Annotated in this window: 18 protein-coding genes, 1 tRNA gene and 2 pseudogenes; 9 read left to right on the top strand and 12 right to left on the bottom strand. The window is 55.0% G+C overall.

Annotated features, from left to right (window positions below):
* Positions 1-37: 37 nt before the first annotated feature.
* Both C441_RS19615 and C441_RS16005 read right to left on the bottom strand, forming a co-directional pair.
* Positions 38-3658, bottom strand: a complete 3621-nt coding sequence (locus tag C441_RS19615) for a type IV secretory system conjugative DNA transfer family protein (RefSeq protein WP_239640846.1) — start codon at positions 3656-3658, stop codon at positions 38-40.
* A 214-nt stretch (positions 3659-3872) separates the two neighbouring features.
* Positions 3873-5204 (bottom strand): IS200/IS605 family transposon protein TnpB, encoded by a 1332-nt coding sequence (locus tag C441_RS16005; RefSeq protein WP_007276029.1) that lies wholly within the window; start codon positions 5202-5204, stop codon positions 3873-3875.
* A gap of 53 nt (positions 5205-5257) precedes the next feature.
* On the opposite strand from C441_RS16005, the gene C441_RS20540 reads away from it, so the two are divergent.
* The 3 genes from C441_RS20540 to C441_RS15995 all read left to right on the top strand — a co-directional run bounded on the left by C441_RS20540 (position 5258) and on the right by C441_RS15995 (position 8853).
* The gene (locus tag C441_RS20540) at positions 5258-5392 is read left to right on the top strand and encodes a hypothetical protein (RefSeq protein ID WP_007276028.1); all 135 of its coding nucleotides are present in this window, start codon (positions 5258-5260) and stop codon (positions 5390-5392) included.
* 472 nt (positions 5393-5864) lie between these two features.
* Positions 5865-7238, top strand: a complete 1374-nt coding sequence (locus tag C441_RS16000) for an ATP-binding protein (RefSeq protein WP_049920647.1) — start codon at positions 5865-5867, stop codon at positions 7236-7238.
* Between the two features lie 223 nt (positions 7239-7461).
* Entirely contained in the window at positions 7462-8853 is a 1392-nt protein-coding gene (locus tag C441_RS15995) for an ATP-binding protein (RefSeq protein WP_007276026.1), read from the top strand.
* 53 nt (positions 8854-8906) lie between these two features.
* On the opposite strand, the pseudogene C441_RS19610 reads toward C441_RS15995, so the two are convergent.
* Together C441_RS19610 and C441_RS15990 are read right to left on the bottom strand one after the other, a co-directional pair.
* A pseudogene (locus C441_RS19610) lies at positions 8907-9978 on the bottom strand (RNA-guided endonuclease InsQ/TnpB family protein); the annotation flags it as partial.
* 268 nt (positions 9979-10246) lie between these two features.
* Positions 10247-11029 carry an FkbM family methyltransferase gene (locus C441_RS15990; RefSeq protein ID WP_049920646.1) on the bottom strand — a complete coding sequence of 261 codons (783 nt, stop codon included), beginning with the start codon at positions 11027-11029 and terminating at the stop codon, positions 10247-10249.
* A gap of 477 nt (positions 11030-11506) precedes the next feature.
* Between C441_RS15990 and C441_RS20710 the strand changes: the two genes are divergently transcribed.
* Together C441_RS20710 and C441_RS20705 are read left to right on the top strand one after the other, a co-directional pair.
* Positions 11507-11917, top strand: coding sequence for a hypothetical protein (locus C441_RS20710; RefSeq protein ID WP_394295374.1), 411 nt, complete (start codon positions 11507-11509; stop codon positions 11915-11917).
* Entirely contained in the window at positions 11914-12243 is a 330-nt protein-coding gene (locus C441_RS20705; RefSeq protein ID WP_394295373.1) for a hypothetical protein, read from the top strand. The genes C441_RS20710 and C441_RS20705 overlap by 4 nt, the downstream gene beginning before the upstream one ends.
* Before the next feature lie 193 nt (positions 12244-12436).
* On the opposite strand, the gene C441_RS15980 is transcribed toward C441_RS20705, so the two are convergent.
* A tRNA-Met gene (locus C441_RS15980) sits at positions 12437-12511 on the bottom strand.
* A 43-nt stretch (positions 12512-12554) separates the two neighbouring features.
* Here C441_RS15980 and C441_RS20350 point away from each other — a divergent pair.
* The 3 genes and pseudogenes from C441_RS20350 to C441_RS15975 form a co-directional block, all read left to right on the top strand.
* Positions 12555-12713, top strand: a pseudogene (locus C441_RS20350) (IS200/IS605 family transposon protein TnpB); the annotation flags it as partial.
* Positions 12714-12813: 100 nt separating this feature from the next.
* Positions 12814-13008, top strand: coding sequence for a DUF7557 family protein (locus C441_RS19215; protein ID WP_083874942.1), 195 nt, complete (start codon positions 12814-12816; stop codon positions 13006-13008).
* Complete coding sequence (locus tag C441_RS15975; protein ID WP_007276023.1) at positions 13001-13300, top strand: hypothetical protein; 300 nt, start codon at positions 13001-13003, stop codon at positions 13298-13300. The genes C441_RS19215 and C441_RS15975 overlap by 8 nt, the downstream gene beginning before the upstream one ends.
* A 44-nt stretch (positions 13301-13344) precedes the next feature.
* Here the strand turns inward: C441_RS15975 and C441_RS15970 are convergent, their stop codons facing one another.
* Positions 13345-13746, bottom strand: coding sequence for an HVO_A0114 family putative DNA-binding protein (locus C441_RS15970; protein WP_007276022.1), 402 nt, complete (start codon positions 13744-13746; stop codon positions 13345-13347).
* A 634-nt stretch (positions 13747-14380) separates the two neighbouring features.
* Here C441_RS15970 and C441_RS19210 point away from each other — a divergent pair.
* Positions 14381-15565 (top strand): glycosyltransferase, encoded by a 1185-nt coding sequence (locus C441_RS19210; RefSeq protein WP_083874941.1) that lies wholly within the window; start codon positions 14381-14383, stop codon positions 15563-15565.
* Positions 15566-15752: 187 nt separating this feature from the next.
* Here C441_RS19210 and C441_RS15965 read toward each other — a convergent pair whose 3' ends face one another.
* Genes C441_RS15965 through C441_RS15940 form a run of 6 tightly spaced genes read right to left on the bottom strand, consistent with a single transcriptional unit; the run spans position 15753 to position 22984 of the window.
* Positions 15753-17852, bottom strand: a complete 2100-nt coding sequence (locus C441_RS15965) for a VirB4 family type IV secretion system protein (RefSeq protein WP_007276021.1) — start codon at positions 17850-17852, stop codon at positions 15753-15755.
* Positions 17845-18969 (bottom strand): hypothetical protein, encoded by a 1125-nt coding sequence (locus C441_RS15960; RefSeq protein WP_007276020.1) that lies wholly within the window; start codon positions 18967-18969, stop codon positions 17845-17847. The genes C441_RS15965 and C441_RS15960 overlap by 8 nt, the downstream gene beginning before the upstream one ends.
* Before the next feature lie 6 nt (positions 18970-18975).
* On the bottom strand, positions 18976-20040 hold the full coding sequence (locus tag C441_RS15955; RefSeq protein WP_049920645.1) for a hypothetical protein: 1065 nt from the start codon (positions 20038-20040) through the stop codon (positions 18976-18978).
* A 3-nt stretch (positions 20041-20043) separates the two neighbouring features.
* On the bottom strand, positions 20044-20883 hold the full coding sequence (locus tag C441_RS15950; protein ID WP_049920644.1) for a hypothetical protein: 840 nt from the start codon (positions 20881-20883) through the stop codon (positions 20044-20046).
* Positions 20880-22625 carry a hypothetical protein gene (locus C441_RS19205; RefSeq protein ID WP_083874940.1) on the bottom strand — a complete coding sequence of 582 codons (1746 nt, stop codon included), beginning with the start codon at positions 22623-22625 and terminating at the stop codon, positions 20880-20882. Before C441_RS19205 ends, C441_RS15950 begins: the two co-directional genes overlap by 4 nt.
* A 26-nt stretch (positions 22626-22651) precedes the next feature.
* Positions 22652-22984, bottom strand: coding sequence for a hypothetical protein (locus C441_RS15940; protein ID WP_007276016.1), 333 nt, complete (start codon positions 22982-22984; stop codon positions 22652-22654).
* Positions 22985-23349 lie beyond the last annotated feature (365 nt).

Genomic DNA, 23349 nt, shown 5'->3' with positions numbered 1-23349 from the left:
CTCTGTTTCGTTGGTGTTCTCGTTTGTGAGATCGACCCTACTGCAACTCCTGTAGCGTGCGCATCTCGGTGAATCCGGGTTGGTGAATCTTGAACGACGATGGCGGCGAATTCGAACTGTAGGTCTTTTCGACGCGTGGGTGGCCCTCGTTTGGCTCGTTAAGTGCACGAAGGACCTCATGTGCATCACTTCGATTCTTCACCACCCACACCGCTGCTTCGGGATCGCACGCAGCCATCTTATCGTAGTCGTCTGGAACAGCAGTCAAAATATCGTGATTCGCTCGCTCAGCTTCGAGTGTGACGGCGATGTCGCCATCCTCATCGAGACAGACCGCATCGAGACGCGAGCCTTCGTGTTCGTAGTATGCGACAGCTTCGACAGCTGCTGAGTCATTGTCGTCAACGAACTGTGCTTCGAGATACCGCCGGCCAAGTTCGACCATGACGACGTGGAGACTCGACTCACTCAGGTCACCTCGACCGTGGCCGTGGGCAATACCTTCGCGATGGCGAACTGCAATCGCACGCCGACCTTTTGGTGTAACTGTGTAGAGCTTGTGTGGATATGTGCAATCGACCGAAAGAGACCCGCCATCGATGAGTTCTTGGACTTCCTGATATCTGATGCCGGTGTATTCTTGCAGACGAACCATGCTGTCATACAAGAGGTCGTACTCGAACTCGGGGTCGAATCGACGCTGATGTGCAGAGTAGACCGCTTGGAGGAACCGCAGTTGTGCGTCGGTAAAGGCACTACTGCCGCGTTCGACTGCCGAAAGTTTGAGTGGGAGCTGTGAGATTGGGATGTCATCACGGTCAACGTCGTCGAGGCTGTGACAACACTCGACGGCGTTTTTGATGCCTGTGAGTGTTGGGTCGTATCGAGTTGAACACTCCTCACAGACGACGACGTGAACTTCAGGGTCATACACAACCATCGGTGGGAGACGCGACGTATAGGGCAGCGCAGAGTTGATACGGGCATCGGGCGTTGGTGCGTTCCGATCTGGGTATGGTTCCGTTGGAGCGTCTGCGGCGGGCGATGGGGGTGTTTGTGCGGACGTAGTCGTCGTATGGTGTGGTGACGCTGCGGACTCATCAAGTGGTGCTGCTTCGCGGTGGCCCAGTGACGTGTGTGTTCGCTCTGTGTGGGTGGTTCGACTGCCAATTCCCGAGACATCGATCCCAGACGCGTGGGAAGATCGAGCAGTACACAACTCGAGTGCTGTTGTGTATGCTGTCTCACGAGCGGGTGAAAACGGGGCCTCGCTTTCTGGATGGCCAGCAGGGAGCGGTGGGCTCTGGAGGACGAACGGCTGTGGTTCTGGGTCTCCAAATCCCGCAGGGAGCGTTGCGAGCCACTGTCCACGACGAAGCGCACGGAGTCGGGTTTGCACCTCCGTTGCGGGACGCTCGGCTGTTGCAAATCGCCGACTGAACTGTGGGTCGACTGCGACGTTCCCTGTAATAATCGTCGAGACGTTATTGAGAACTTCGCGATAGGCCTCTGGATTGGCTTCTCTGAGTTGTGCCGGAAACTGCATCGCCAGGGTAACCGAGAGGCCGAATGAACGAGACTGGGCAAGGAGAGCTGACAAGAGCGATGACGTCGATAACTGCGCGGCTTCTTCGAGATACAGATTCACGAGTGGGTGGTCTGTCTCGTCGTCACCTTGTTGGGTCCGCCGGCGAAGGGCAGTCCACAATGCCGAGAGAATGACGAGCGTGATGACCCGTTGTGAGGCCGGCCTGAGCCCGCCCGTCTCGATAATGATGACTGCATCTTCGTCGATGAGTCTCCGAAGATCGAAGCTCGGATCGTCGCTCTCGTCGGCTGGGATATGATTGAAGACCTGTGCAAGCCGAGCATCGAGTGGGATTTTCTCGACACGGTTTGCAACCCCTTGCATGAGCTCGTCGAACGAGCGCTTCGAGTTGGCGGCGACACCGGCGAGCATGGCCTGGAGATCTTCATCCACCACCGGTGGTGGGTCGCGCGTTTCGTGCAATCTGGCGACTGCTGTCTGGAACTCACGATGGCTAAAGGCATTCGACCCATGAATCGGATCGAACATCGCTTTGAGAACATAGCGAATGATGTCGGGTGACCGAACCGCCTGTTCGAATCGGCCGCGACCCATGATGCCGATCAGGATATCGATGTAGTGGTCGACGACGTCTTCGACAGCAGTCGTCCGGTCGATACCTGCATCGAGTTGGTCGCGAATATCGAAAAACGACAGCGCGGGGAGCGTCTCTGTGCAATCGAAGTAGTAGACATCATCGAGTGAGCCGTATTTCGCATAGTGTGCTCGGAGATAGTCGTCGGCCATTCCGTCGCCTTTGGGGTCGATGAGGATATCGGCGCCATCTGTTGCTGCGTGATTCTCGAGAAGCGCCGCAACCAGACTCGATGATTTGCCAGATCCGGTCCGGCCGAACATACCAACATGGAGGGGTTGGAGTGCTGGCGGCAGTGAGATGGAGACGGCTTCGGCATCACCGTCGGCCGTCTGTGCATGGCCGAGGGTGAATCCCGCTGTTCGATATCGCTCGAGTCGATCACGTGGCGGGCGTGGCAGACCATGTTCGTCAGTCGGTGTGGGCGCAAGGGCACGGTGGGCTGTTGTCGGGAGGGTGGCTGCATCTACGAGACACACCAACGGGAGTTCTCGCCCATCCATGACGAGTCCACGACTGGCATTTTCGGTCCACGGAAGTCTCGCAGTAAACTTCGAGTGTTCTGGGTCGATCGTGACGCGATTGCGTAGTGAGTCGTAGATTGAGTTCGCGTCTTCGCCGTGGTGTGTCCGACCTTCAATTCGGTAGTGGTCACCATTGAGATGCGAAAATGCCGTGGTGACTGGGGTGAAGTCGGGTAATTGTGCACGTTGGTCGGTCGTCACCGCGACTGCCCGAGCAGTGACTGTAAAGCTGTGTTGTGCGTCTTTTTCTTCGAGTGCAGCCACGCGTGAGCGAACCTCTGGGTCAGAGACGTTGGTCTCGGGGTCTGTCGAGACAAGCCAGTCTTCGACGAATCGCTGGAAGACCGTATCTCGGCCGCGTTTGAGTCGTTGTTTTCTGTCGAGGGCGTGGTGTCGCCAGTCTGGATACGGTGTGATGAGTATCTGGACCGCCATCGGAACCGATGAGCTGGCGAGCGCACTCACCACCGTTGCGAGTGGTAGCTGACTGTGTTCGTCGGTGAACTCGTCGTATGCGGTGAGTGTAGTTTGCCAGTCTTCGCGTCGGTCTGTGACGCCTACGAACTCGACTGCTCGGTATCGTGGTGGTGAATACGATTTGAGGTCCCCATCGTCTGGATCGGCGTCAGCGTCAGCGGGCGAGAGACAACGTAGTGGGTCTGTCGTTGTAGTCGAAATATCGAACGAGTTCGGAACGAGTTCTCGACACCACGCTTCGATCGCTGGGGCGAGTGCGGTGTCGACGCTCAGGACGTACTCGATCGTGTCTGCGTTCGATCCATCAGTGACGAGTAACCATTCGAGAGTGGCTGGCTTGTGATTCGTTTCTAACAGGTAGTACAGTCGGGTAAACTGTGCTGTAACCGTCGAAGGGGTGAACGTATTCGCAGTTGGCGAGAGGCGGATGAAGGCTCGGTCGGTTGTAGACGAAATAACGAGTTTCAATCCCACACAGTGGACATAATATCTTCTATACCTGTGGTTTCAGAAATAAAACTAGATGGCATTACATTATTGTTTGATAATTGGGGTCGGGATTGACTTCTAACTGACACAGAGCACAGAGTCGATTCGTGACGTTCGCCTTGACGTCCGATGGTTCGAGGACAGCGCATGACATCCTCCCCGGCGCGAACGCCGGGTTTCCTCTCGCTGGGGGTATCGCTTACCGACCCACGGAGGCAACTTGCGGGTTCGTGCGCTCCTCGTTGGAACAAGAGCGTGGTGACTCTGACCAGTCGTGGTCGTTCCACTTGAGGCGCACGGGCCGTGCCATCGGCCGTGCTACGTCGGTCTGCCGTTGACGAGACACAGCGTGTCTCGTTCGCCAATCAGAACGTTCTGAGTTCTGATGACGTCTCAGGAACGTTTCGGACGCTGTGAGGTCTGCGTGGCCCTCGAAACCGCACGGGCACGTCAGCGTGTCGCGGTGGCGTGTTGTCCGATCTGTTGAACCGCAGTTCGGACACTCTTGAGAGGTCCATGCTTCCGAACGAACCTCCACCAAGATACCATACTCCTCGGCGGTACCGGCGAGTCGGTCGATGAACTGCCGGAACGCCCAAAAGTTGTGCGTCTTCGCGTTCGCTTCGACCGACCAATGCGTGTCGAGTACGTCTGTGAGTGCCCCAACGTACACCGTGGAGACGCCTTCGTCGTGCAACCGTTCTATGAGGTCACGTGCGAGTGCGTCTTGGGCGTGGTCGCGTCGGCGCGTCCGACGGCGGTACAACGAGCGTATCCGGTGACTGCTGTACCTGCCGTCGTCCAAGAGCGATTGGAGACGAGCGATTTCTCGCGTCGTCTCGCGGAACCGCTCGAACAGGTCGCACCCCTCGTACAGCAGTTGCGTGCCGGTCGTGGTCGTGCAGGCGACGAGGTTGTTCGAACCAATATCCAGAGCGGCGGTTTCGTCCGCCAGTGGGTGTGCCAGCCGAGAATTGTCTACGGTGACTGGCTGAAAGGCCCTGAACGTCTGTGCAGTCTCGTCCCAGAACAACTCCAACCGGCCTTGCTTGTCGTACTCTTTCCAGTTTGGTTCGCCCCGGACTTCGAGCCGAAGCCTCTCGCGGTATCCAAGACCGTACTCCTCTTTCAGGTCTTGGCCGACGAGGATTTCGAGCCGGGAGTATTCGCCCCACTCGACAGAGTACGACGTGTTCCGAATGTACGTTCGGAGTTCGCGGCCGTCCTCGGCGTTGCCCCAGTATCCGGGCTTGCCGTTTGCTTCGCCCTTCTTTTGGAGCGCGAAGAACGACCGCCACGCTTCGCGGTTCTTCCGTTCGATTTGCTGAACGGTCGAAGCCCCGAGCGTGCCGCCGTAGCGCCCGCGATACTCGCTGATGTCCCATACGTCCGCGTCGGAGTCGGCGTAGTGTTCGCGGCGCTCGTAGTTGATCTCGTTCCAGAGAGCGGCAGAAGCGTCCAATAGGCGTCGAAGCAACACCTCGTCCGCGTCGGACAGAGGAACCACCTCGAAGGTGTTGGTCCGCTTCATCAACTACTGGTTCGTGCACCACATTGATAAACCAATGGTTAATCAATGGTGACATGGCAACGACGGTCCAAATCGAGATAGAGGATGACGAACAGTACGAGCGGTTACGGGCGATTAAGCGGCACAACGGGCTGACGTGGAAGGGGATGTTGCTCCACGCGGCGGAGAACTTGGATACCCCGGACTGAGCATTGTCGGCGGTTGTGTCCTTGTTGTCGGATTCACGCCCGCCGTGAACGGCGGGACTCTCTCCTTGATTCAGGTAGACAAGGCTCCCAACTTAGTTCTCGTCGTTTTTTGATCGGAATGCGGGTGTCGTGCCACGTTATGAGTGCTGTCTTTGGACCCAGATATCGATGGCACCGTCAGTTGAATGATCCACGAAAGCCCCCGGACGCTCGACGGCCACGACTCGCTGCGCGCCTCGTTCCTGCGGTGCTTGCGTCGTCAGGGCATGCCGTCCGGCCCTTTCAATCCCGCCCGTCGTCTGTTGTGGAGCTGACGGCGTCTACCGGTAGTCTGGTGTAGTACGAACGACACGCCTCGCTCGCCTTCTGCGCCCCGCGAGCGCTTTTCGGATACCGCCCAGTCCGGGATGAAATCACGGTATTCAAACTCCACCACAAATCTTATGCACAAGATAATATAATCTACTGCATAATGATCAATCGAGAGCAGGAATTGGAATGGCTGACCTCACACCTCAGGCGAAATGACCGGCAGTTTCTCGTCATATATGGCCGCCGTCGAGTAGGAAAAACGACGCTCGTCACGACCGCACTCGATTCGCTAGCCCAGGATACCCACTACTACCTTTGTGACCAACGAGGTCCGGAACACAACGCAACGCAATTTGCACGTCAGTGTGCGGACCACTTTGACGATGTTCCACCCGATGTGGACACATTTCTAGACGCATTTCGGTATCTTAAGGGTCGAGTTGACGGCCCGTTTGTCGTCGCATTAGACGAATTCTCCTATCTCGTAGCGGAAGACGAAACCATCCCATCGGTGTTCCAGACCATCGTTGACGAGGTACTCGCTGACACAGACATCTCAATCGTTCTCCTAGGCTCGTCGATCTCGATGATGGAAGAAGGTGTGTTGAGTTACGAGAGTCCCCTCTATGGGCGCCGAACTGGACAGTGGCGACTTGAACCACTCACTATCGGTGACGTATCGAAATTCTTCCCTCAGTATGATGCTGACACAACAATCCAGACCTACAGTGTACTCGGTGGGGTTCCAGCCTATCTCGAGCAATTTGACGGAACTCAAGACCTCTTTTCGAACATCGAACAGCACATCCTCTCGAAGGGTGAGTTCCTCTACGAAGAGCCTGAATTTCTGCTCCGACAGGAACTCCGAGAACCGACCACCTACATGGCAATTCTTGAAGCGATTGCCAACGGTGCAACTCGTGTGACCGATATCGCGAATCGTATCGAGAAGAAGGCAAGCGGTATCTCACGGTATCTCCAAAACCTGACTCAGTTAGCGCTCGTCGAGCGCGAAACACCAGTCACAGATCCTGACGGACGCGGTGTCTACACGCTGACTGACCAATTCGTCCGGTTTTGGTTCCGCTACGTCTCGCCGAACCGAGGAACCCTCGAACAAGGCCGAACCGACCCCGTTCGAGAATCGATTGCTGAGACATTACCAACGCACACAAGCTTCGCATTTGAAGAAGTCTGTCGACAAGCTGCCCGAACGCCGTCATTCCCCGTTTCCAGTTCCCGAGTCGGCCGCTGGTGGTACAACGAGCAAGAAATTGACGTAGTTGGGTTGAACCCTCACACCAAGACGCTCTTCCTTGGGGAATGCAAGTGGACTACTAGTTCTGTTGGTCAGTCACTCCTAGACGACCTCGAAGGGACTGAACCGGACGTGCGTTGGCAAGGTTCTGATCGAGATATTGAGTACGGACTCTTTTCGCGGTCTGGCTTCACGGACGATCTTGTGGAAGATACAGCACAGCGCGATGATGTCCATCTATTCACCCCGTCTGATGTGTTGGCGCTGTTCGACTGACATCCTCCCGCGCCTGAAGGCGTCCCCAGGACGCAGAGCGTTCTGGTGTGCGAACGAGACGCAGAGCGTCTCGTCAACGCGGGTATCTCACGGCACCGCGCCGCTGAGTTGGGATGTCAAGGACCTCTTCAACGAGTCACCTCTGAATTAGTAAAATCACGATTAGTAAAATCACGATTAAGATAATCAGAACGACTATCACCTCCCAAGCCAAACACGGACTATGTCTCGGCCCTCCTTCGTCAACCGCGACGACAAACTCTCGTTTCTTCGATCCCGGTTCGATCGTGATACGGCGGAGTTGCTCGTTATCTATGGCCGCCGGCGGCTTGGAAAGAGTGCGCTCGTCCGTGAAGCAATTCGTGACCGAGACGATGCGGTGTACTGGCAGGCAACCGAGGAGACTCCGGACGTACAGCTCGCAAGCTTCGTCGAGACCGCTCGCGAGACGTGCCCGGTCGTTGACGATATCAAGCGTGACTGGGAGACGATTCTCAAGACGCTTGGGCGGCAGGACGCAGTCGTTGTTATCGACGAGTTTCCGTACTTGATCGAATCCGACGAGGCAGTTCCCTCGAAGATACAGCGGGTCTGGGACCTCCATCTCGAACAGACGGCGGCGTCGTTGGTACTCGTCGGGTCGTCGATCAGCGTGATGGAAGAGAAAGTACTCGGAGGCGGGAGCCCGCTGTACGGACGCCGGACCGGAGCTATCGACCTCCCACCACTTGCGTTGGCCGACGCACGACAGCTGTACCCCACGGACGACCCAGAGACAACGATTGAGACGTGGAGCGTCTTCGGTGGGACGCCGTACTATCTTCAGGCGCTCACCCCAACGGCATCGCTCGCGGAGAACATCCAGACACACGTCCTCTCCGAACACGGTATTCTCCACAACGAGCCAGAGTTCCTCCTCCGGACAGAGTTTGGGATTCGAGAGCCACAGACCTACTACACAGTCCTCCGCGCGATTGCGACAGGAAAGCGCGAGGCGAATGAGATTGCTAACTTCGTCGGTATCGATTCGAACGCACTCGGATCGTATCTCGCGAAGCTCCGTCGACTTCGGTTGGTCACGCGGAATATCCCGGTGACAGCAAATCCCAACGTGACCCGAAAGAGCCGGTATCGACTGAATGAACCGCTGTTTCGGTTCTGGTTCCGTTATGTGTACGGTCAAGAAGGGAAACTCGCCCAGCTCGGTGACAATGCTTTCGAGGAGTTGATCGCACCTTCGTTCTCCGGTTACATGGGCTCGATGTTCGAACTCGTCTGTCAGAATGCGCTCCCGTCGTTAGTTCCCAAGACCTACCACGGGATTGGCTATTGGTGGCACAAGCATCACGAACTGGACGTTGTCGGCCTTGCGAGTGACGGCACACTCGTCGCTGGGGAATGCAAGTACACGCAGCGAGAAATGAACGAAGGCGACCTTGCGGACCTAGAGCGGAGCGCTGCGCAGGTCGACTGGACACCACCTGAGGGTGGTACTCTGAGTTACCACTACTGTTGCTTCGCTCGTTCAGGATTCTCTGACGGCCTGCGAGCGGTTGCTGACGAGCGCTCGGATGTGTCTCTGTTCACGCCCAACGATATCGTGGAGAGCCATTGATATCCCCCCGCGCTACAGCGCAAGGATTCCCGACTGCGTTGGAATATTGTGGATTACGACGTTACCTGTTTTTGAGGTGCGAACGCACCAGTTCCCTTGTCAAACAACAACGTCGATAGCTGTGCCAACCAGCCGTTACTCCTATTCACCGACAAACCCGGTAAACTCGGAGTACTTTCTGCCGAATGTTCTCAGCACCGTTCACATCTGCGTTCGCCCCCGTACCGCACTCATCGCAGACGTATAACCCGCGCTCAACGCGGTTCGATTTCCGTTTGCGAGCACAGCACGAACACGACTTCGACGTCTCACGCTCAGACACCTGTTCAACCGTGATGCCCTTCATCTCTGCTTTGTACTCAAGCATCGAGGTGAAACAGTCGACGCCCATGAGCAAAGGTCAAGGTTGCCGTGTTTGCCCCAGTTCTTCGACTTGCTGTTCTCCTCTCCTCACGGATGCCTGAGAGGTCGCCCACCACGATGATTCTAACTCCTTCGTCCACGCACCGCTGGACGATGTGTTTCGAGAGGGTGTGGAAGTAATGGGTGCGACGAGCCGACTTCTTCTGGCTCAACCGTGTAGCCTGTTCAGAGCCGGAGTCGTCACAGCGAGCAATTTCATTGCTGAAGTAGTAGTCATCCTGCTTCAAGCAGTTCAACGGGTCAGTTCGCTGTGATCGTCTTCGTAGACGAGAGCGGTGAAGCTGTTGATACCGAGGTCAACACCCACGTTTTTCTCACTGGGTGCGTCAGAAACCTCGAGTTCGACTTTGCACACGAAGTGTATTCCCACTCGTCACCAGTCCAGACCGCCCGAACCTGTTGAACGTTCTCCACGGTGGAGAGGTCAACGTCAGGGCGAGTCTGGTACTCGCAGAGGATGAAGTCCGACCGGTGTTCTTTGAGATTTGAGCCTTTGAGAGTCGGACTCTCTCTCACTTGGTGTCCAGTTTGAGTCCTGCGGCTTTGAACGTGACCGTGCTTCATGGGCTGGTCGTCTCTTTGTTTGCGGTACCTCGGTGGGTTGGCTCTCGTGTCTCCGTTGCGTCGCTTGCCGTACCAGCCGTTGAACGCTTCAGCGAGTTCTTGCAGGACTCGCGGACTTGATTGCGAATGTGGGTCACCCACAAGTTCGGAGGATGATTTTGATTCGTGGCTTATTTACGGAATAGTGGCTCTGTTGAAACCCTCTTGCCGTCTTGCGATTTGTTGAGAGACTAGTTTTCACTGTGATCCACGGAAACTAGCCAGAAGGAGCACTCTCTCCAATGTCAACACTGAAGGATTTCAACAGAGCCGGAATAGTTGGAACTGAATCAGCTGATTGTTAACGCGTGCGCGTGCCAGTGGAGGCTCCCACGGTTATTCCACTATCGCCTAAGCTCTGATGCCATCATTGTGATTGTTTCTCGGCCCGGACAAACAACTCCTCGCCGCGTTCGTCCAGTATCTCAAAGGCCGTAAAGCCATAATCGGTGAGGAGAGCTTCAATATCGTCATATTTTATCCCCTTACCTTCGTGAACCTCGATATAGAGCCGCTGGCAGGCATCGCCGGAAAACGTCTCCTTACCGCCTTGAAGGACGGACAATTCCGCCCCCTCAACATCGATCTTCGCCACGGACGGCGCAGGAAGATCCAAATCGTCTAGTGCCATTCCTGCAAGCGCGACTCCTTCGTTGACTTCGCCAGGGGCTGCTGTCGGTGAACCGTTGCGAATATCCGCCATATTCATCCACAATAGATTGGTCGTATCGGAAAGGGCAGTGCCGATAAGCTGCCCATGTCCCGATCGGAGGTTCTGAGTCAACGCTATAATATTGGCGGGAACAGGCTCGAAGGCGTATGTCTTCCCCTGTACTGCCGCAGCGAAGACGCCGACGTTTGCTCCGATGTCGTAAAACACATCATCCTCTCCGGTGAACTGAACCACGTCCCGAATCAGTGGCTTTTCGGTCGCAAGGATGTGCAGTCCTGCCTCAGCAGCGGATCTGGTTGGGAAGCGATACGAGACTGATTGCTCACCTATTGATGTGCGTACCGTAGCAGGGAGACACGCGATGAGGCGATAGAGAAGTCCAAGCACGAGAAAATCGAACGGGAGCTCGTTGCCCTGTTTACGCCGATAGTTAAGCGATAGGGCCAAGGACACGAGGGGGTCGATAATACGTTGCATTGAAACATCTGGGACCTGCAATTGAGATAAATCCCCCAGTTCATTATTTTTGGTTATGAGTTGTAGAACGGGATTTGCCTCGTTGACCCATTAACCTCGATTTCAATATATCCGTCCTCTGACGCGCTTTCAGGGTCCGCAGTCATACTATCGGCTGTCGTTGAATTTCGCGGGTCCTTTATCACACCAATACTGAGTAAATCCAGATCCCCACCTCGAGCTGCCAGTCTCGTCCCCCCGTCAACACGGGCAAGATTATTCCCTTCGTCGAAGTAGATGGGACGCCCCGCGGTGCCAGCGTAGATGACGGGTGACCCGTGTTTACTGATTCGTCGTAGAACATCCCCGTTAGACTCCCTTCAGCGTCTCCAATTTCACTGTAGATACCACTCAGCCACGTGTCCAGAATATCGACGAGATGAATCAGGACACGGCCAAGACTATCTGTCTCGCGGTGGAAGGTGGCCGTATCTATTCATGCAACCGTATCCATCGACGCCTCAACTCGCAGATGCCCCCGAAGGGTTGCTGTCGAGCGGGCACCTGTGGATCCGTGAGTACGTCGCTGGACTTCGATTGCGGTTTCAGATGAAACCGTCGGGGCTTCTGGTCTTCGGAGACCGACAACGAGTCTTCGACGACGTGCCACCGCCGTATGAACATGCTGTTCGGCACGTCCGAGAGCAGTTCGACCGTGACGCGTTCTACGACGCTGTCGACGACCCGTCAGCGTACGTCTTTTTCGGTGTGGCTCCGTGTAACGTCGGTATCGACTATGACTGGGATCGAATTCCATCATTTCTTGGCTGTGCTGTCTGGAACGAAGCCAAAGAACAACTCCACCCCATCGACAAAGCCGAACGAGTGTTCGAGCGTCTGCGCCAGTGAACACCTTCCAGAAGGAGGTGAGCGTCCGAGACTTCCATCCTGATTGCTTCGAGATTCCCGAGTCTGCATGGTACGACGGACCCGCAGCGGGTGTCGTAATCGAGAACCGAGGTGGTGGACGCGCACTCATCCAAGAAACCCGAGTCAACGAAAGCGCCGGTCACGAGCCACTCAACGGTGAGCCAACAGGAGTCTCTCACAGCCTTGTAACCAAGCCACGAGTCAACCGGGCTATCAAAGCCATCGAAACGCACGGAAAGACAGCCACGACTACCGAAATTCACGAACGTGTATTCGAGATGATTGTTCGAGAGGAGTACACCTGACTTGAGCACGGCAACATCGATTGGAAGACGTTACGGTCTGCAGTCGGGTCGGTTGTCGCCGAGAGTTTCGGTGAGTTGGCCGATAATTGAACCGTCAGTCACCACCTTCCGACGCCGAAACTGGAGTTCGCCTTTTCAGCATTCCATTCGAGAGACGTACTCCACAATTTCGGAGTGGAGCTTTCAAGAGCAATAGCGGGAGGTAGATTTGAACTACCGATCTCCGGGTTATGAGCCCGGCGGAATCTCCTGGCTATCCCATCCCGCTGCGACATCATACCTGATTGCTAGGGGTAAGACTTGTGTTTGGATCGGTGTATGTCTGGGCGTTGACAGACGTGTTGGAAACACACTGGTCGGTCGAGACGAACGCGAAAACGCACAATTTCTGGGTGTTCCGAGCGTTCGTGAATCGACTGGTGTGTACCGCTGAGGAATACAGTATCTCGGTGCGCTTGGGGACTGACTCATCAAGCAAGAAGGTGCGACGCGGGGGATCCGGTCTCGGCTCATCGAGCCGCGGGGTGACAAAACGGTTAATACTATCAGGACGATACGTCCTTACAACGCATGTCCGCTGACAAACGAATCCCGGTGACCGAAGAGACTCGGGAGGAACTTCACGAACTGAAAAAGCCGGGACAGACCTACGACGATCTCCTCAAGGAACTTGCCCAAAGTCGTCGTCGTGAGGACCTCGAAAAGCGTTTCCAAAAGTTGGAGGACGCAGATAGTGATGATCTAACCTCGCTTGAGGATGTCTGAGGACGACTACGCTGTTCTTCTTGCTGATCAACCACGCGAGTTCTTGAGTGTCGCCGATGAGAAGACGACACGGATTTGCAAGGAGAAGCTGGGGTACCTGAGTGAGAACCCATATCCGGGACGCGGACGCGGGGATAAAGAGAAGTTGCCCGTCGACGGACGACGCGATAGGTTCCGAATGCACGTCTCGCGGACCTACACAGCGATTTACACCGTCTTGGAAGCGGAAAGAGAGGTTCGCATCCTCGAAATATTACCAATCGACGATGCCCACAAGCGATACGGTTTCTGACAATCTATTAAAGAACCCAATCCCGCGGTAGGAATCCTCGCGCCTCAGCGCGGGGTAGCACCGAGGTTGTTCGAGTTGTTGAACGAAAGGTCGATTTCGAGACCGTCGTAGGCGAGTACGGGTTTCTTCGGGAGTCCAGGGCCACCGCCTTCAAAGTCGATGACACCGAGATCGGTCAGTTCAGTCAGGTTTCGGTGGACCTGCTTGTAATCACGGTCAACCAACTCTGCGGCTTCGCGGATGCTGTCCGGTTCGGCCGCAGCGATCGCCTCTAACAGTTCGAGGTTCTTCGGGCTGAGCAGTCGACTGAGCTCTGCGAACGAGTCGAAGTTCAGCACTGGCTGCGCGTCTTCGAATTCTTCGCCTGCCTGTGCCGCCTTGAGCCGCTTTTTCGTGGTTTCGTCGAGGTCGTTCCCCTCACAAACTGTTACTTTGAGCTTCGTCATGTCGTGGTCACCTTTCCGTGATTTCTCACGTTTCCCAGTCCCAAGAGACGGATGACATATCCTCAGCCTCTTGTTTGAATCAGTTGGAGAGCGTCAGCATCTCGGGGAAGTCGATTCTCGATCGAGTTGTAAGCTCTTCTGACATCGCGTCGGCTGCCGTACTCAAATCACTTCCAAACGCATATTCTCTCCAAGCGTCGCGACATCTGGCGACGGATAGAAATGCTCGCCGTCGTTGTGACTGTTCGGATGTCGATCCCACCGACACGACACTCGAGAACAAGCGACAGGGTAAGCGACTGGCGGCACTAAATCCCGGCGTATGCACCGTGATTGAAGACTATACCGAGGTAAATTGGCACGACGTTACCGACAAGTACGGACGTGACTCTCTGTTATGACCGAGAACAGATGCCCGAGCAAGAACACCGTTCGAGATACCATCTACAAGTGGATGCGTTCATGTCAGTCTTTCGGTGAGTGTCCGCACGGGCGGGATATCAACGACTGCGAAGCGCTCTCCGTTCGTTGGGGTGCGGGTAAGTGTCCGTCGTCAATATCGCCCCACGTACTCGGTGATGTTTGAACACAGGACATCCAAAGTTATCTAACGAACTACCATCTCTTTAAGTATATGAGAGCGTGTATCGCTATTCCTTCCCTCTCGACACACGGTGGTGCTGAACGAGTAGTCTGTGAACAAATTCAGTATCTATCTTCTGAAGGTTGGGGAGTTACTCTCCTTGTCGCCGATTATGACCAAGCAATTTTAGACGATTATGGCGTGCCTCATAGCGTTAATATAGTTGTCACAAGTGGGGGATTGATAGACGATACACTCACAGTTAGAAAAATCCTTAATGAAGAAGATATTGACATCATTCTCACACATTCATTTACCAAACGAGTTTACTTAGCGACAAGGCCTTTTGGCGATGACACCCCCTATATCCCCCACGTTCACGGTACAGTTCTATGGTTTGTTGATGAACCAAATCGTCTTCCTCATGCAAATTCACGGAGCTATCAAGAACTAATCTCTTCCGTGCCAGGTCATGGGGAATTCTATGATGAACTCTCTCCCTCATCTCAGAATACATTACATTCATACGTAAATGAATGGCTGGAAAAGCGCGCACTTCAGTCCAGTTCGACAGTTATCACTGGCTCCCATCAAGTTCAAAGAGAGTTAGAAACCCTTTACACAGTTGATTCATTAATAGCGCGCCCTGGTGTATCCAAGGCTTGGATTTCACAATACGAGGAGACTGAACATCTTAGTCTCACGAATCATGACTATACAATACTAAGTGTTAGTCGACTTGATAAACGCAAAAGAGTTTCTTTATTAATCAAGGCCGTTGGTTCTCTTCGACAGGACGGATATGACGTGGGATTAGTTGTTGCGGGGACTGGCGAACGTCGTGAACATCTTGAGAATCTCTCTGAAAAATTGGGAATTCGGGACTCGGTTATATTCGCCGGGTTTGTTCCAGAGACTGAATTACCATCATATTATAAATCTGCGGATGTTTTTGCTTGTCCGGGCTGGATGTCTTATGGCATCACGCCGTTGGAGGCGTATGCAATGCGTACCCCGGTTGGAGTTTCATCTGACGCATTTGTTAACGAGGTTTTAACAGGGAAACCAGGCGTAGAGGTTGTTCAACCAAATATAGATGAATGGGTGGAAATGATACCCAAATTATTGAAAATAGATCCAACTTCAATTGACCCATCTATTGTGCCGACATGGGAACAGTATGGATTAGAATTACACAAGATAATTAACAGGCTTGTGGTGGACAAATCCCGATAAGGGACGTAGTATCTACGGCGACCAGCTATCGGAGATTACTGACATCCCGGCAGTCCCCAGATAGCACCACCCGTTCCCTTTCAATTTGAATAAATCTGGTTCAGAGGTTGACTGGCCCGACGTTCTCGCAGTCGGATCGGCGGAGACGATGTTTTCTCTCGGTGGGGTATCATGCCGTCCGTGCCAACTATGAACGCCTGTGCGCTCGACGAGTGCTCTCACCACCGGGTAACGACCCAGCAGACGACTCCGTTGGGTCGAAGTCGATGACTTGCTTTTCTTTGGGCATCGCCTCAACTCTGATGCCACGCCACTCACCGTCGACGCCAACGAGCGCTTCGGAGTACCCCGCATCCTCATTCCCCGGAATCGCATCTTGGACGAACCGCATCTGGGCGTAGTTCAGCCCGAACTCTTTGGCCCACGTTTCGTCCATGCCATCGAGATGATGGAATTGCTTGACTGCACACTGATCGAGGATCGCTTCGGACTCAGTATGTTGGAAGAACTCGTCGACAGTCTGTGTGACCAGTCGAATCGAGAGGTCGTGATGGCGGTGATGACGGAACACCGTCTCTAAGAACGCCAGACTTGCGGCGTCCTGCATGATGTACCGTGCTTCGTCGATGACGAACACGACTTCCTTGTCTGTTTCTTTGGCTCGTTCGTACACCAAAGAGATGAGCAGTTGCATCGTCAGTGCCGTACTACTGCTGACGCTGCCTTCTTGCTGCGCGAGGTCGAGGTAGATGACCTTCTCGTCGCGGATGTTGAACTCAGATTGTCGGCCTAAGTTTGCATATCGGCCACCGTCTTCGAACAGGCGAAGTTGTCCGAGAAGCCATGTCGCATCTGCTCGGAGTTTGTGCGCCTCGGCGTCCGCCCGAACGACAAACTCGCTGGGTGATGCAACCATCTCCTCAAAGATGTCCATCATATCGCGGATGGTCGGACTCTGATTGCCGTGCGTGTCGATCTCGTCGGTGATCCCCTGTCGTTCGTACGCCTGTTGGAGTCCGAGTTCGAGTGTGGTTCGGCGGTCGCCAAGCGAGATTCCACGTAGTGCGAAGTAGTTCGTGAGAAAGCTCATTGCGTCATCGAGTTTCTCGTTGAACGGACTCGCATCCTCACCCATCGCCCGCTGGACGTGCTCGGGAGTCTGGCGAATCTCTAAGGGATTCAATCCGAGTGTCCCACCAACAGTGATGCGCTTGGCATCCAAGGCTTCGGCGACGCCAGCCCAATTGTTGAGTGGTTCGAGGATGATGCCAATCCGGTCTGTGCTTTGTTCGATCGACCGGATGAAGTTCTGTTTCGAGCCAAACGACTTCCCAGAGCCGGTATCGCCGACGGTGAACATCGCATAGCCGTTATCGCGAGCGAATGGGTCGATCACCACCGGGCTGTGGGTATCTTTGTGAATCCCGAATTCGACGCCGCCTTCTTCGAGGATGGTCGCGTTGTGTGGTGACGCAAGGAGCGCGCCAACGGCCCCACCAAGCGCGATTGAGTTGCGACCAACGATGTTCTTTCCAATCGGTGCGGCAGATTGGAGTGCGAGGTCTTGTTTGCAAATCGCAGTCTTCGGTGTGAGACTGGCCGGCTCATCTCGAAGGGCGCTTTTGACGCGTTGGACGGCATCATGGAGTTTCTCGCGTGTGTCGGCACGCACAGTGACGAACACCGACTGGTCGAAGACACGAGTCCCACTCTCGACCGCATTGTACGTCGCCGCAGCTTGGTGTGCTCGCTGTTGGAGATACCCACTTCGAACGCTCTGTTCGAGGTCGGCATCAACTTGGAGATCATCAGCAATCTCTTGGAGTTCGCTTCGGGCACGCAGCTGGTTTTTTGGCCGAATGTGGGCTGTGAGATCGAACTCAACGTCTGTTAGCTGGAACAGATCACTGAGGTAGCCATCATTTGGGTAATCAGGGTAGTCCGTAATCATGAGTGTCGAGGTCCACTGTTCGCCCACACGAGCAGTTCGCGTCTCCCATTCGATGGCTGTGGGTGCAATCGTGGTTTTGTGTGACTCTGCGATATCATCGAGGAGTTGCCCCTCCGTGTGTCCTGTGTGAATCGTGTCTTCGTCGAGAACGTCCGAGAACTCGACTTCGGATACGTCGTCGGGAGATCGGTATCTCCACACACTGATGGCCCCGAGCGCAATACCGAGCGCTCCGATAGCGTACACGGCAGCACCTTCGGGTGACGTTGGTTGTTGTAACCACTCGAAAAGCTGGTGTCCGAGGTCGCTCACTGTTTGGAGGGTGAGGTTACGCATCAAATGAATCCTCTCGACGAGACCGTCCGATAATCGGGTGGTCACGGATCACTCGTTGTGGATTGTCGTAGTCGTGTTCATGGCCGTTCCAAAACTCCATTGTCAGTATGAACAACTCGGCTGTACTCACGCGACGAGCCGACCACCCCGACGCCTGTTGGATGAATCCAGAATCGATGTTCGTGATTCGGGTTGTTAATCGCTCAAACATCCGGGCACGCTCTTCGGGTTTCGAGAGGTCTTCTCGGCGCGTGACGAATGGCGTGAATAGGAAGCCAATCCCAGGGAGTTCAGTCAACTTCTCTGCAGGCGTTCGCTCATCGTGGAAGCGGTCATAGACTTCCAGTGGCGAGACCTCGACGCCGATGAAAAAGCGAATCTGTTGTGTCCCGCGGTTTCGCATCGCCCGTGGGCGTCTCTCGCGGTACTCTTCGAGGAGTTCACGGAAGACAGGGTTTTGGGTGACGTCTTCATCCGACAGACGCCGTTCGATGTTTTCTGTGAGTTGTTCGACTGGGAACGACCGCGTCGTCGCGTGGAACGTCAGCTTCGAATCGAGTTCCGTGTTTGCAAACGCAGTGCCTGCTGCTTGGAGGCTCGCCCAGTCATCGGACATGGCGAAGTCCATGTTCCCTGGGTTCACTTCGATGAATGCCTCCATTACCCCGTCAGAACGCTGGATTGCACCCACACCGGGCCACGCCCGCTCGATGTTGGTGAGCTCCTGTGTTCGTTCATCCGGTTTGAACGGTGTGTAGTTCGCAAGGCCACCCGCATTGCGGACGGACTCTGCGGTGGTGTCTGTATCTGTTTCGATGGGCGCACTAAACGTCTGCCGCGGTCGCATTGCGAATCGAGACACATCTGTGGCCCATGCCCACGCAGTGAGGTGGTCCGGGGTGACATAGACGACGGCGGCACCGAGTCCGATGCCCCCTGCGATGAGTGGGACTGCAAGTGAGTCGATTCCAGTGAGTCCGGCAATGAACAATCCGAGCAGTGGGAACACAATGAGGACGCCAACGTCCCCTTCTTCGATATTGAGCCCTGGGATGCGGCTTTCTTCTCCGAATTCGTCCATGAGACGGCGTTCTGCAGCGTCTGAGTCTGTCGACATGATGAATTAGCGATTGGTGTTGTGTGGGTCGTTTTCGGTCCGGCGATACGCAGCAGTGGTGGGTGTGGTGGTACTTTCAGCTCGGGTGGCAGCTTTCTGTGCGAGTACCTGCCCAGCAGCGGCTTTTGGCCCCCAACGGGCGGCGGTCGTTGCGACGCTCGACCCGCCGATGGCCGCGCCTGTGGCGACGCTTCCGGCGATGACTGCGCCTCTGCTTGCGGTTCCAATGGCTTTCGCAGTAAGTGGGGTGGCGTAGGCGAAGGTCTTCCACGTCAGATAGAGTGCGATGACGGGCAGTGAGACGGCAACGAGATACTGGAGAAAGGCAGTTGCAGGATTGAATGTCCCACTGGCGAATAGGAGGTCATAGCCTTTGAACACGACCGCTGCAGGGAGTGGGAGGACGACTAACGGAACGAATCGTTTTGCGAAGCCAGTCGCGATGTCAGAGAGGATGGGGATGTTTCCATATCCGAGTGCGATGGCGATGGGCATCCCATAGACGTAGACGTACAGCAAGATCTCGCGGATGAAAAAGAGGGCTTGAAGCGCCCACATTGAGATGCCGCCAATTGCGGCGAGGAGGAAAGCGAGTACTGGGTTCATCACCGTTGCGCTCAGGAACCCAATCATAACACCGCGAAGTGTGGTCAACCCTGGGAGCAGGGCAATTGTGAATCCATCAGTCAGATACAGTGCTAACACACTGACCCAGTACCACAGGATTATCATGAAAACACCAGTCAAAGCGGTTTTCTTGGTCTTGCTGGCCTCATATGCACTTCCGAAATTGAACATTCGAATTGCATGTCGACCCTGGACACTAACCACAAGGAGCAACAAGGCGAGGAGCATTACGTCACCACCAATTAGAGCGTCTCTAATCGACGTCCATGGTGCATTTGAGGGAGTACCAAACATGAATACACCATTAGTTTGAGGAGTGGGTGTTCCAAACATAGCCTCACTAAGGTCTTGATAGCCGCTTGAGAGGCCTTCGCTGAAAACATCAGTAACCCAGCCGATGACGTCTTTGAAACCCTCCAGAACGACGTCAATGAGATCCACCATCGATTACTCCTCCGCCATTTCGATTCGGCAATCATGCATTACGTCAGAGCCCGAATACTGTACGTTGAACTTGCTCTCAATATCTTTCGACGTGGTACGAACCTCAAGTGTGATTCTGAACTGACCATGGTTGTTGGTGACAGAACACCCCATGGCTTGCTCTCCAATCTCTGCCCCGAATGGGAATGAACTACTGAACAGATCGAGTTTGTCACTAGGTGGAATGACTACGGCATCGCGGTCATGAATGCCACTCCCACGAGGATTCTCTGAAGGATTTGGTACATCGCCCTCAAACCGAAGTTCGACGACAGCTTCTGGTCCGCTTCCAGAATTCGCTACAGTAACGAACGCTTCTCCGTTCTTTTTTGTATCAGTCTCACTCTCTCCGTAGATCTCATCCCACGGCTTGTCTGGGTTGTTCCTGAAGAGACCGACGTCAACGATTTCGAGTTGCGGTCGGATCTCCAAACTCGTCTCGGCGACGGTCTCGTCGCCGTGAACGGCGAGCACTCGATAGTCACCGGGATCGTACGCAGTCCCAATCTCGAATGAGACCCGCTGAACGCCGGTTGCGACCTCGCGCGTCCCGAATAGCTCACCATTCGGCTGGATGAGGTTGAGCTGTTCGACAGCACTCCCAGAGCCGAGTTTGATGACAAGCGTGGTTGCCTCCACAGCGACCTGACGCAAGATTCCTTGGTCGTCTGAATCGCTATTCGTGCTGGTCATCTCGTCACTGGAGCCACTACCGTTGAGACAGCCAGCAATGCCAGCGAGCGAGATTCCTGCTGTTGTTCGGAGAACGGTACGTCGATCGAACTGTGATTGATCGTGTGTCATGGATATCGTTCAGAATCATCGCGTGGCCCGAAAAATCGGAGAACCTGCTTGCCGGCATAGAACGTCACAACGAAGGGGATGAACTGCCAGCCGACCTCAATGAGTAACCCGACCCACCCATTGAGCGTTCCGAGTGGATGCCACCGTACCGTCGCCGTCTCTGAAACATAGGCTGGGTTTGCGACAAGCCACGACCCCGGATGATAGCGTACGGTATAGACTCCTGGTTGGTCGATGGTCACGACTGCGAGACCGGACTCATTCGTCCGAACACGCTGGTCAGCAATGGTGATGTAGCCCCCACCAGACTCACCGTTGAGCGAGACTTGGCGTTCGTCAGCCGTGAGGTCGATCGGTGCGCCAGTCTCGTTGTCTCGAAGTTCAATGTGGATGGTCGCCTGATCGTTCGTCTGCGTGACGACGTCGGCGGTGAGTCGACTCTCGCGAAGTTCGCGATCCGGACCACTGCTTACCGTTGACGTGATGGGCGTTGCGTTGCTGCCGCGGACGATACCGCTTACACGGAGTGCATCGCGGTCAAGCTCAGCTGTGCGGACTGCAAGTCCGTAGGTGGGCGTATACGCCCGGTCGACGACTTCGACAGCCACCGTGTCTGCGAGTGTCGAGTGTGGCGACGTTCGTTCTCTGCCCCACGAGTCGAGTATCGTCGGCCCATCACGAATGGGGTCAGCTCGTGGTCCGATGCGTGATGGGTAGGCATGAACATATACCGGGTGTGCTTCGGAATGGATCTCAGTCTCGTCTGTAGCCGTCGCCTGCGTGAGCCGATCCCATCGGTTGTCACGAGCCGTGTAGAACCGCCAGACACCGCGAACGCGTGCGTCGCCATCCTCGGTGAGTGTGTAGCCCTGCCACGGCCTCGACTGGAAGATTGCAATGCCGGTGTCACCGTCTGGATAGTCGGCGTCGTAGGCGTATGCATGAAGATTGTATACCTCGACATCGAGTGAATCAGCGACGGTGATCGTCTCAGTCCGATAGGCGACCTCTGTCTGGGTTCGGTTCCCAACAGAGACTGTCGTCGTCTTCTCCAGTCGGACGTCGATATCGGCTTCGAGCGTGAGCGTTGTACTCCATGTCTCGTCGAGGTGATACGCAAGGACTGGTGTATGAGTCCCTCTTGTGCGGACGATAACGTCACTATCCGACTTCAGGCGGACTTCCGAGATTTCGTCGTCGACGAGAGACCACGTTACAGACGACCGATTGGAGTGGTAGCCATCCGGAATCCGAACACGGTAATCCACAAATCCGCGAACGCTTCCGTTGGGTGCGACGTACAGCGGTGTCTCCCCTACCTCGAGGTGGCCTCGTGTCGATGGATGGACGGCGAAGAACGTCGCATGTGCATCGTCGATGAAGCGTCCCCCCTCGAGAGACGCATGGTCCGGATACACCGACGTCTGTGTACTGCCTGCGCGTAGGTCACCGAAGTCATTGCGCGTCCACGTCGCTGCGGTTGCCGGTGGGCGTGTGAACGTGATGTCTGTCCCATTCGCGAGTTGCTGGATGGGGCTTCGGCTTTCGCCGTAGCGGTGGCGATACACCGTTTCGTTCACGTACGCATCTGCGTCACGAGACCACAGTGTTGCCGTCTCGTTTTCGGTCAAGCCATTGGATTCTGTCTTCGGGTGTGGCGTTGCTGTGACGAGGCCGGTGAGACCGAGACCACTCGTGACGACGAGCCACACGATGACGACAGCCCACGCTTTCGTGCGCATGCGGGAAGGCAATGTGAGGCCCGTGCTCACCAGGGCGCGAGATCAACACACTGCGCAAGTGGGAGTCCCATCAACGACCCTGCAACGGTGTATAAGGGACCGAGTACGAGGAGGGTGATTGCGGATTTCAACGTCGCCCGCATATGCTCTTTCAGCTTGGCTTTCTGCTCGTGGTTCGTCGTGAACATCTGGAAGAGGGAATCACCTTGCCAGACAACGACGAGACCGATCAGCCCGAGACCTGTGGTTAATTGGAAAAAGCCCTCCAGCATCTGCGGCAGTTTGCTTGCACTGCAGATGACCCCATCTTGGGCTGCAACTGGCTGTGTGAGAACAACGAGTCCACCGAGGGCAATCATCACGGCGATACGGCCGGACGAAACGAATCGAGTTGAATCGTGAGCTGAAGTGACTACTGTATTGGGTGCGTTGTCTTTTTCGTTCGACATATGGGTTGCTTGTGAATTGCGTCTCGCTGGCCACAATTCCTATATCTTCAACATTCAGGCGATAATTAAGTTCTTTTGATTGTGAAATATGTGGGGTCGGTGCTAATATCTGTGAAATATCTAGATTTCAATGGTAGTTCATTATCTCATGACTGTCTTGTCTTCGAGGAGTTTACTGCAGATTTCAACTCAAGATCGCACCGCGAACGAACCTGCTGTTTGTGTCGTGCGTGGCCGAACGTGCGTTCACTGCTACTCAGTGTGGTCGGTCCCCT

It is taken from the genome of Haloferax sulfurifontis ATCC BAA-897 (genome assembly GCF_000337835.1).
Lineage (GTDB): Archaea > Halobacteriota > Halobacteria > Halobacteriales > Haloferacaceae > Haloferax > Haloferax denitrificans.
This window is presented reverse-complemented; position numbering and strand designations above follow the sequence as displayed.

Excerpts from the sequence above, each read along its gene's own strand:
- C441_RS15940 (WP_007276016.1), bottom strand. The coding sequence starts at position 22,984 with ATGATTGCCCTCGGTGGACTCGTTGTTCTCACACAGCCAGTTGCAGCC.
- C441_RS15970 (WP_007276022.1), bottom strand. The coding sequence starts at position 13,746 with ATGACGAAGCTCAAAGTAACAGTTTGTGAGGGGAACGACCTCGACGAA.
- C441_RS15960 (WP_007276020.1), bottom strand. The coding sequence starts at position 18,969 with ATGTCGACAGACTCAGACGCTGCAGAACGCCGTCTCATGGACGAATTC.
- C441_RS16005 (WP_007276029.1), bottom strand. The coding sequence starts at position 5,204 with ATGAAGCGGACCAACACCTTCGAGGTGGTTCCTCTGTCCGACGCGGAC.
- C441_RS15955 (WP_049920645.1), bottom strand. The coding sequence starts at position 20,040 with ATGGTGGATCTCATTGACGTCGTTCTGGAGGGTTTCAAAGACGTCATC.
- C441_RS15975 (WP_007276023.1), top strand. The coding sequence starts at position 13,001 with ATGTCTGAGGACGACTACGCTGTTCTTCTTGCTGATCAACCACGCGAG.
- C441_RS15965 (WP_007276021.1), bottom strand. The coding sequence starts at position 17,852 with ATGCGTAACCTCACCCTCCAAACAGTGAGCGACCTCGGACACCAGCTT.
- C441_RS19210 (WP_083874941.1), top strand. The coding sequence starts at position 14,381 with ATGAGAGCGTGTATCGCTATTCCTTCCCTCTCGACACACGGTGGTGCT.
- C441_RS20540 (WP_007276028.1), top strand. The coding sequence starts at position 5,258 with ATGGCAACGACGGTCCAAATCGAGATAGAGGATGACGAACAGTACGAG.
- C441_RS19205 (WP_083874940.1), bottom strand. The coding sequence starts at position 22,625 with ATGCGCACGAAAGCGTGGGCTGTCGTCATCGTGTGGCTCGTCGTCACG.
- C441_RS15995 (WP_007276026.1), top strand. The coding sequence starts at position 7,462 with ATGTCTCGGCCCTCCTTCGTCAACCGCGACGACAAACTCTCGTTTCTT.
- C441_RS15990 (WP_049920646.1), bottom strand. The coding sequence starts at position 11,029 with ATGCAACGTATTATCGACCCCCTCGTGTCCTTGGCCCTATCGCTTAAC.
- C441_RS19215 (WP_083874942.1), top strand. The coding sequence starts at position 12,814 with ATGTCCGCTGACAAACGAATCCCGGTGACCGAAGAGACTCGGGAGGAA.
- C441_RS20710 (WP_394295374.1), top strand. The coding sequence starts at position 11,507 with ATGCAACCGTATCCATCGACGCCTCAACTCGCAGATGCCCCCGAAGGG.
- C441_RS16000 (WP_049920647.1), top strand. The coding sequence starts at position 5,865 with ATGATCAATCGAGAGCAGGAATTGGAATGGCTGACCTCACACCTCAGG.
- C441_RS15950 (WP_049920644.1), bottom strand. The coding sequence starts at position 20,883 with ATGACACACGATCAATCACAGTTCGATCGACGTACCGTTCTCCGAACA.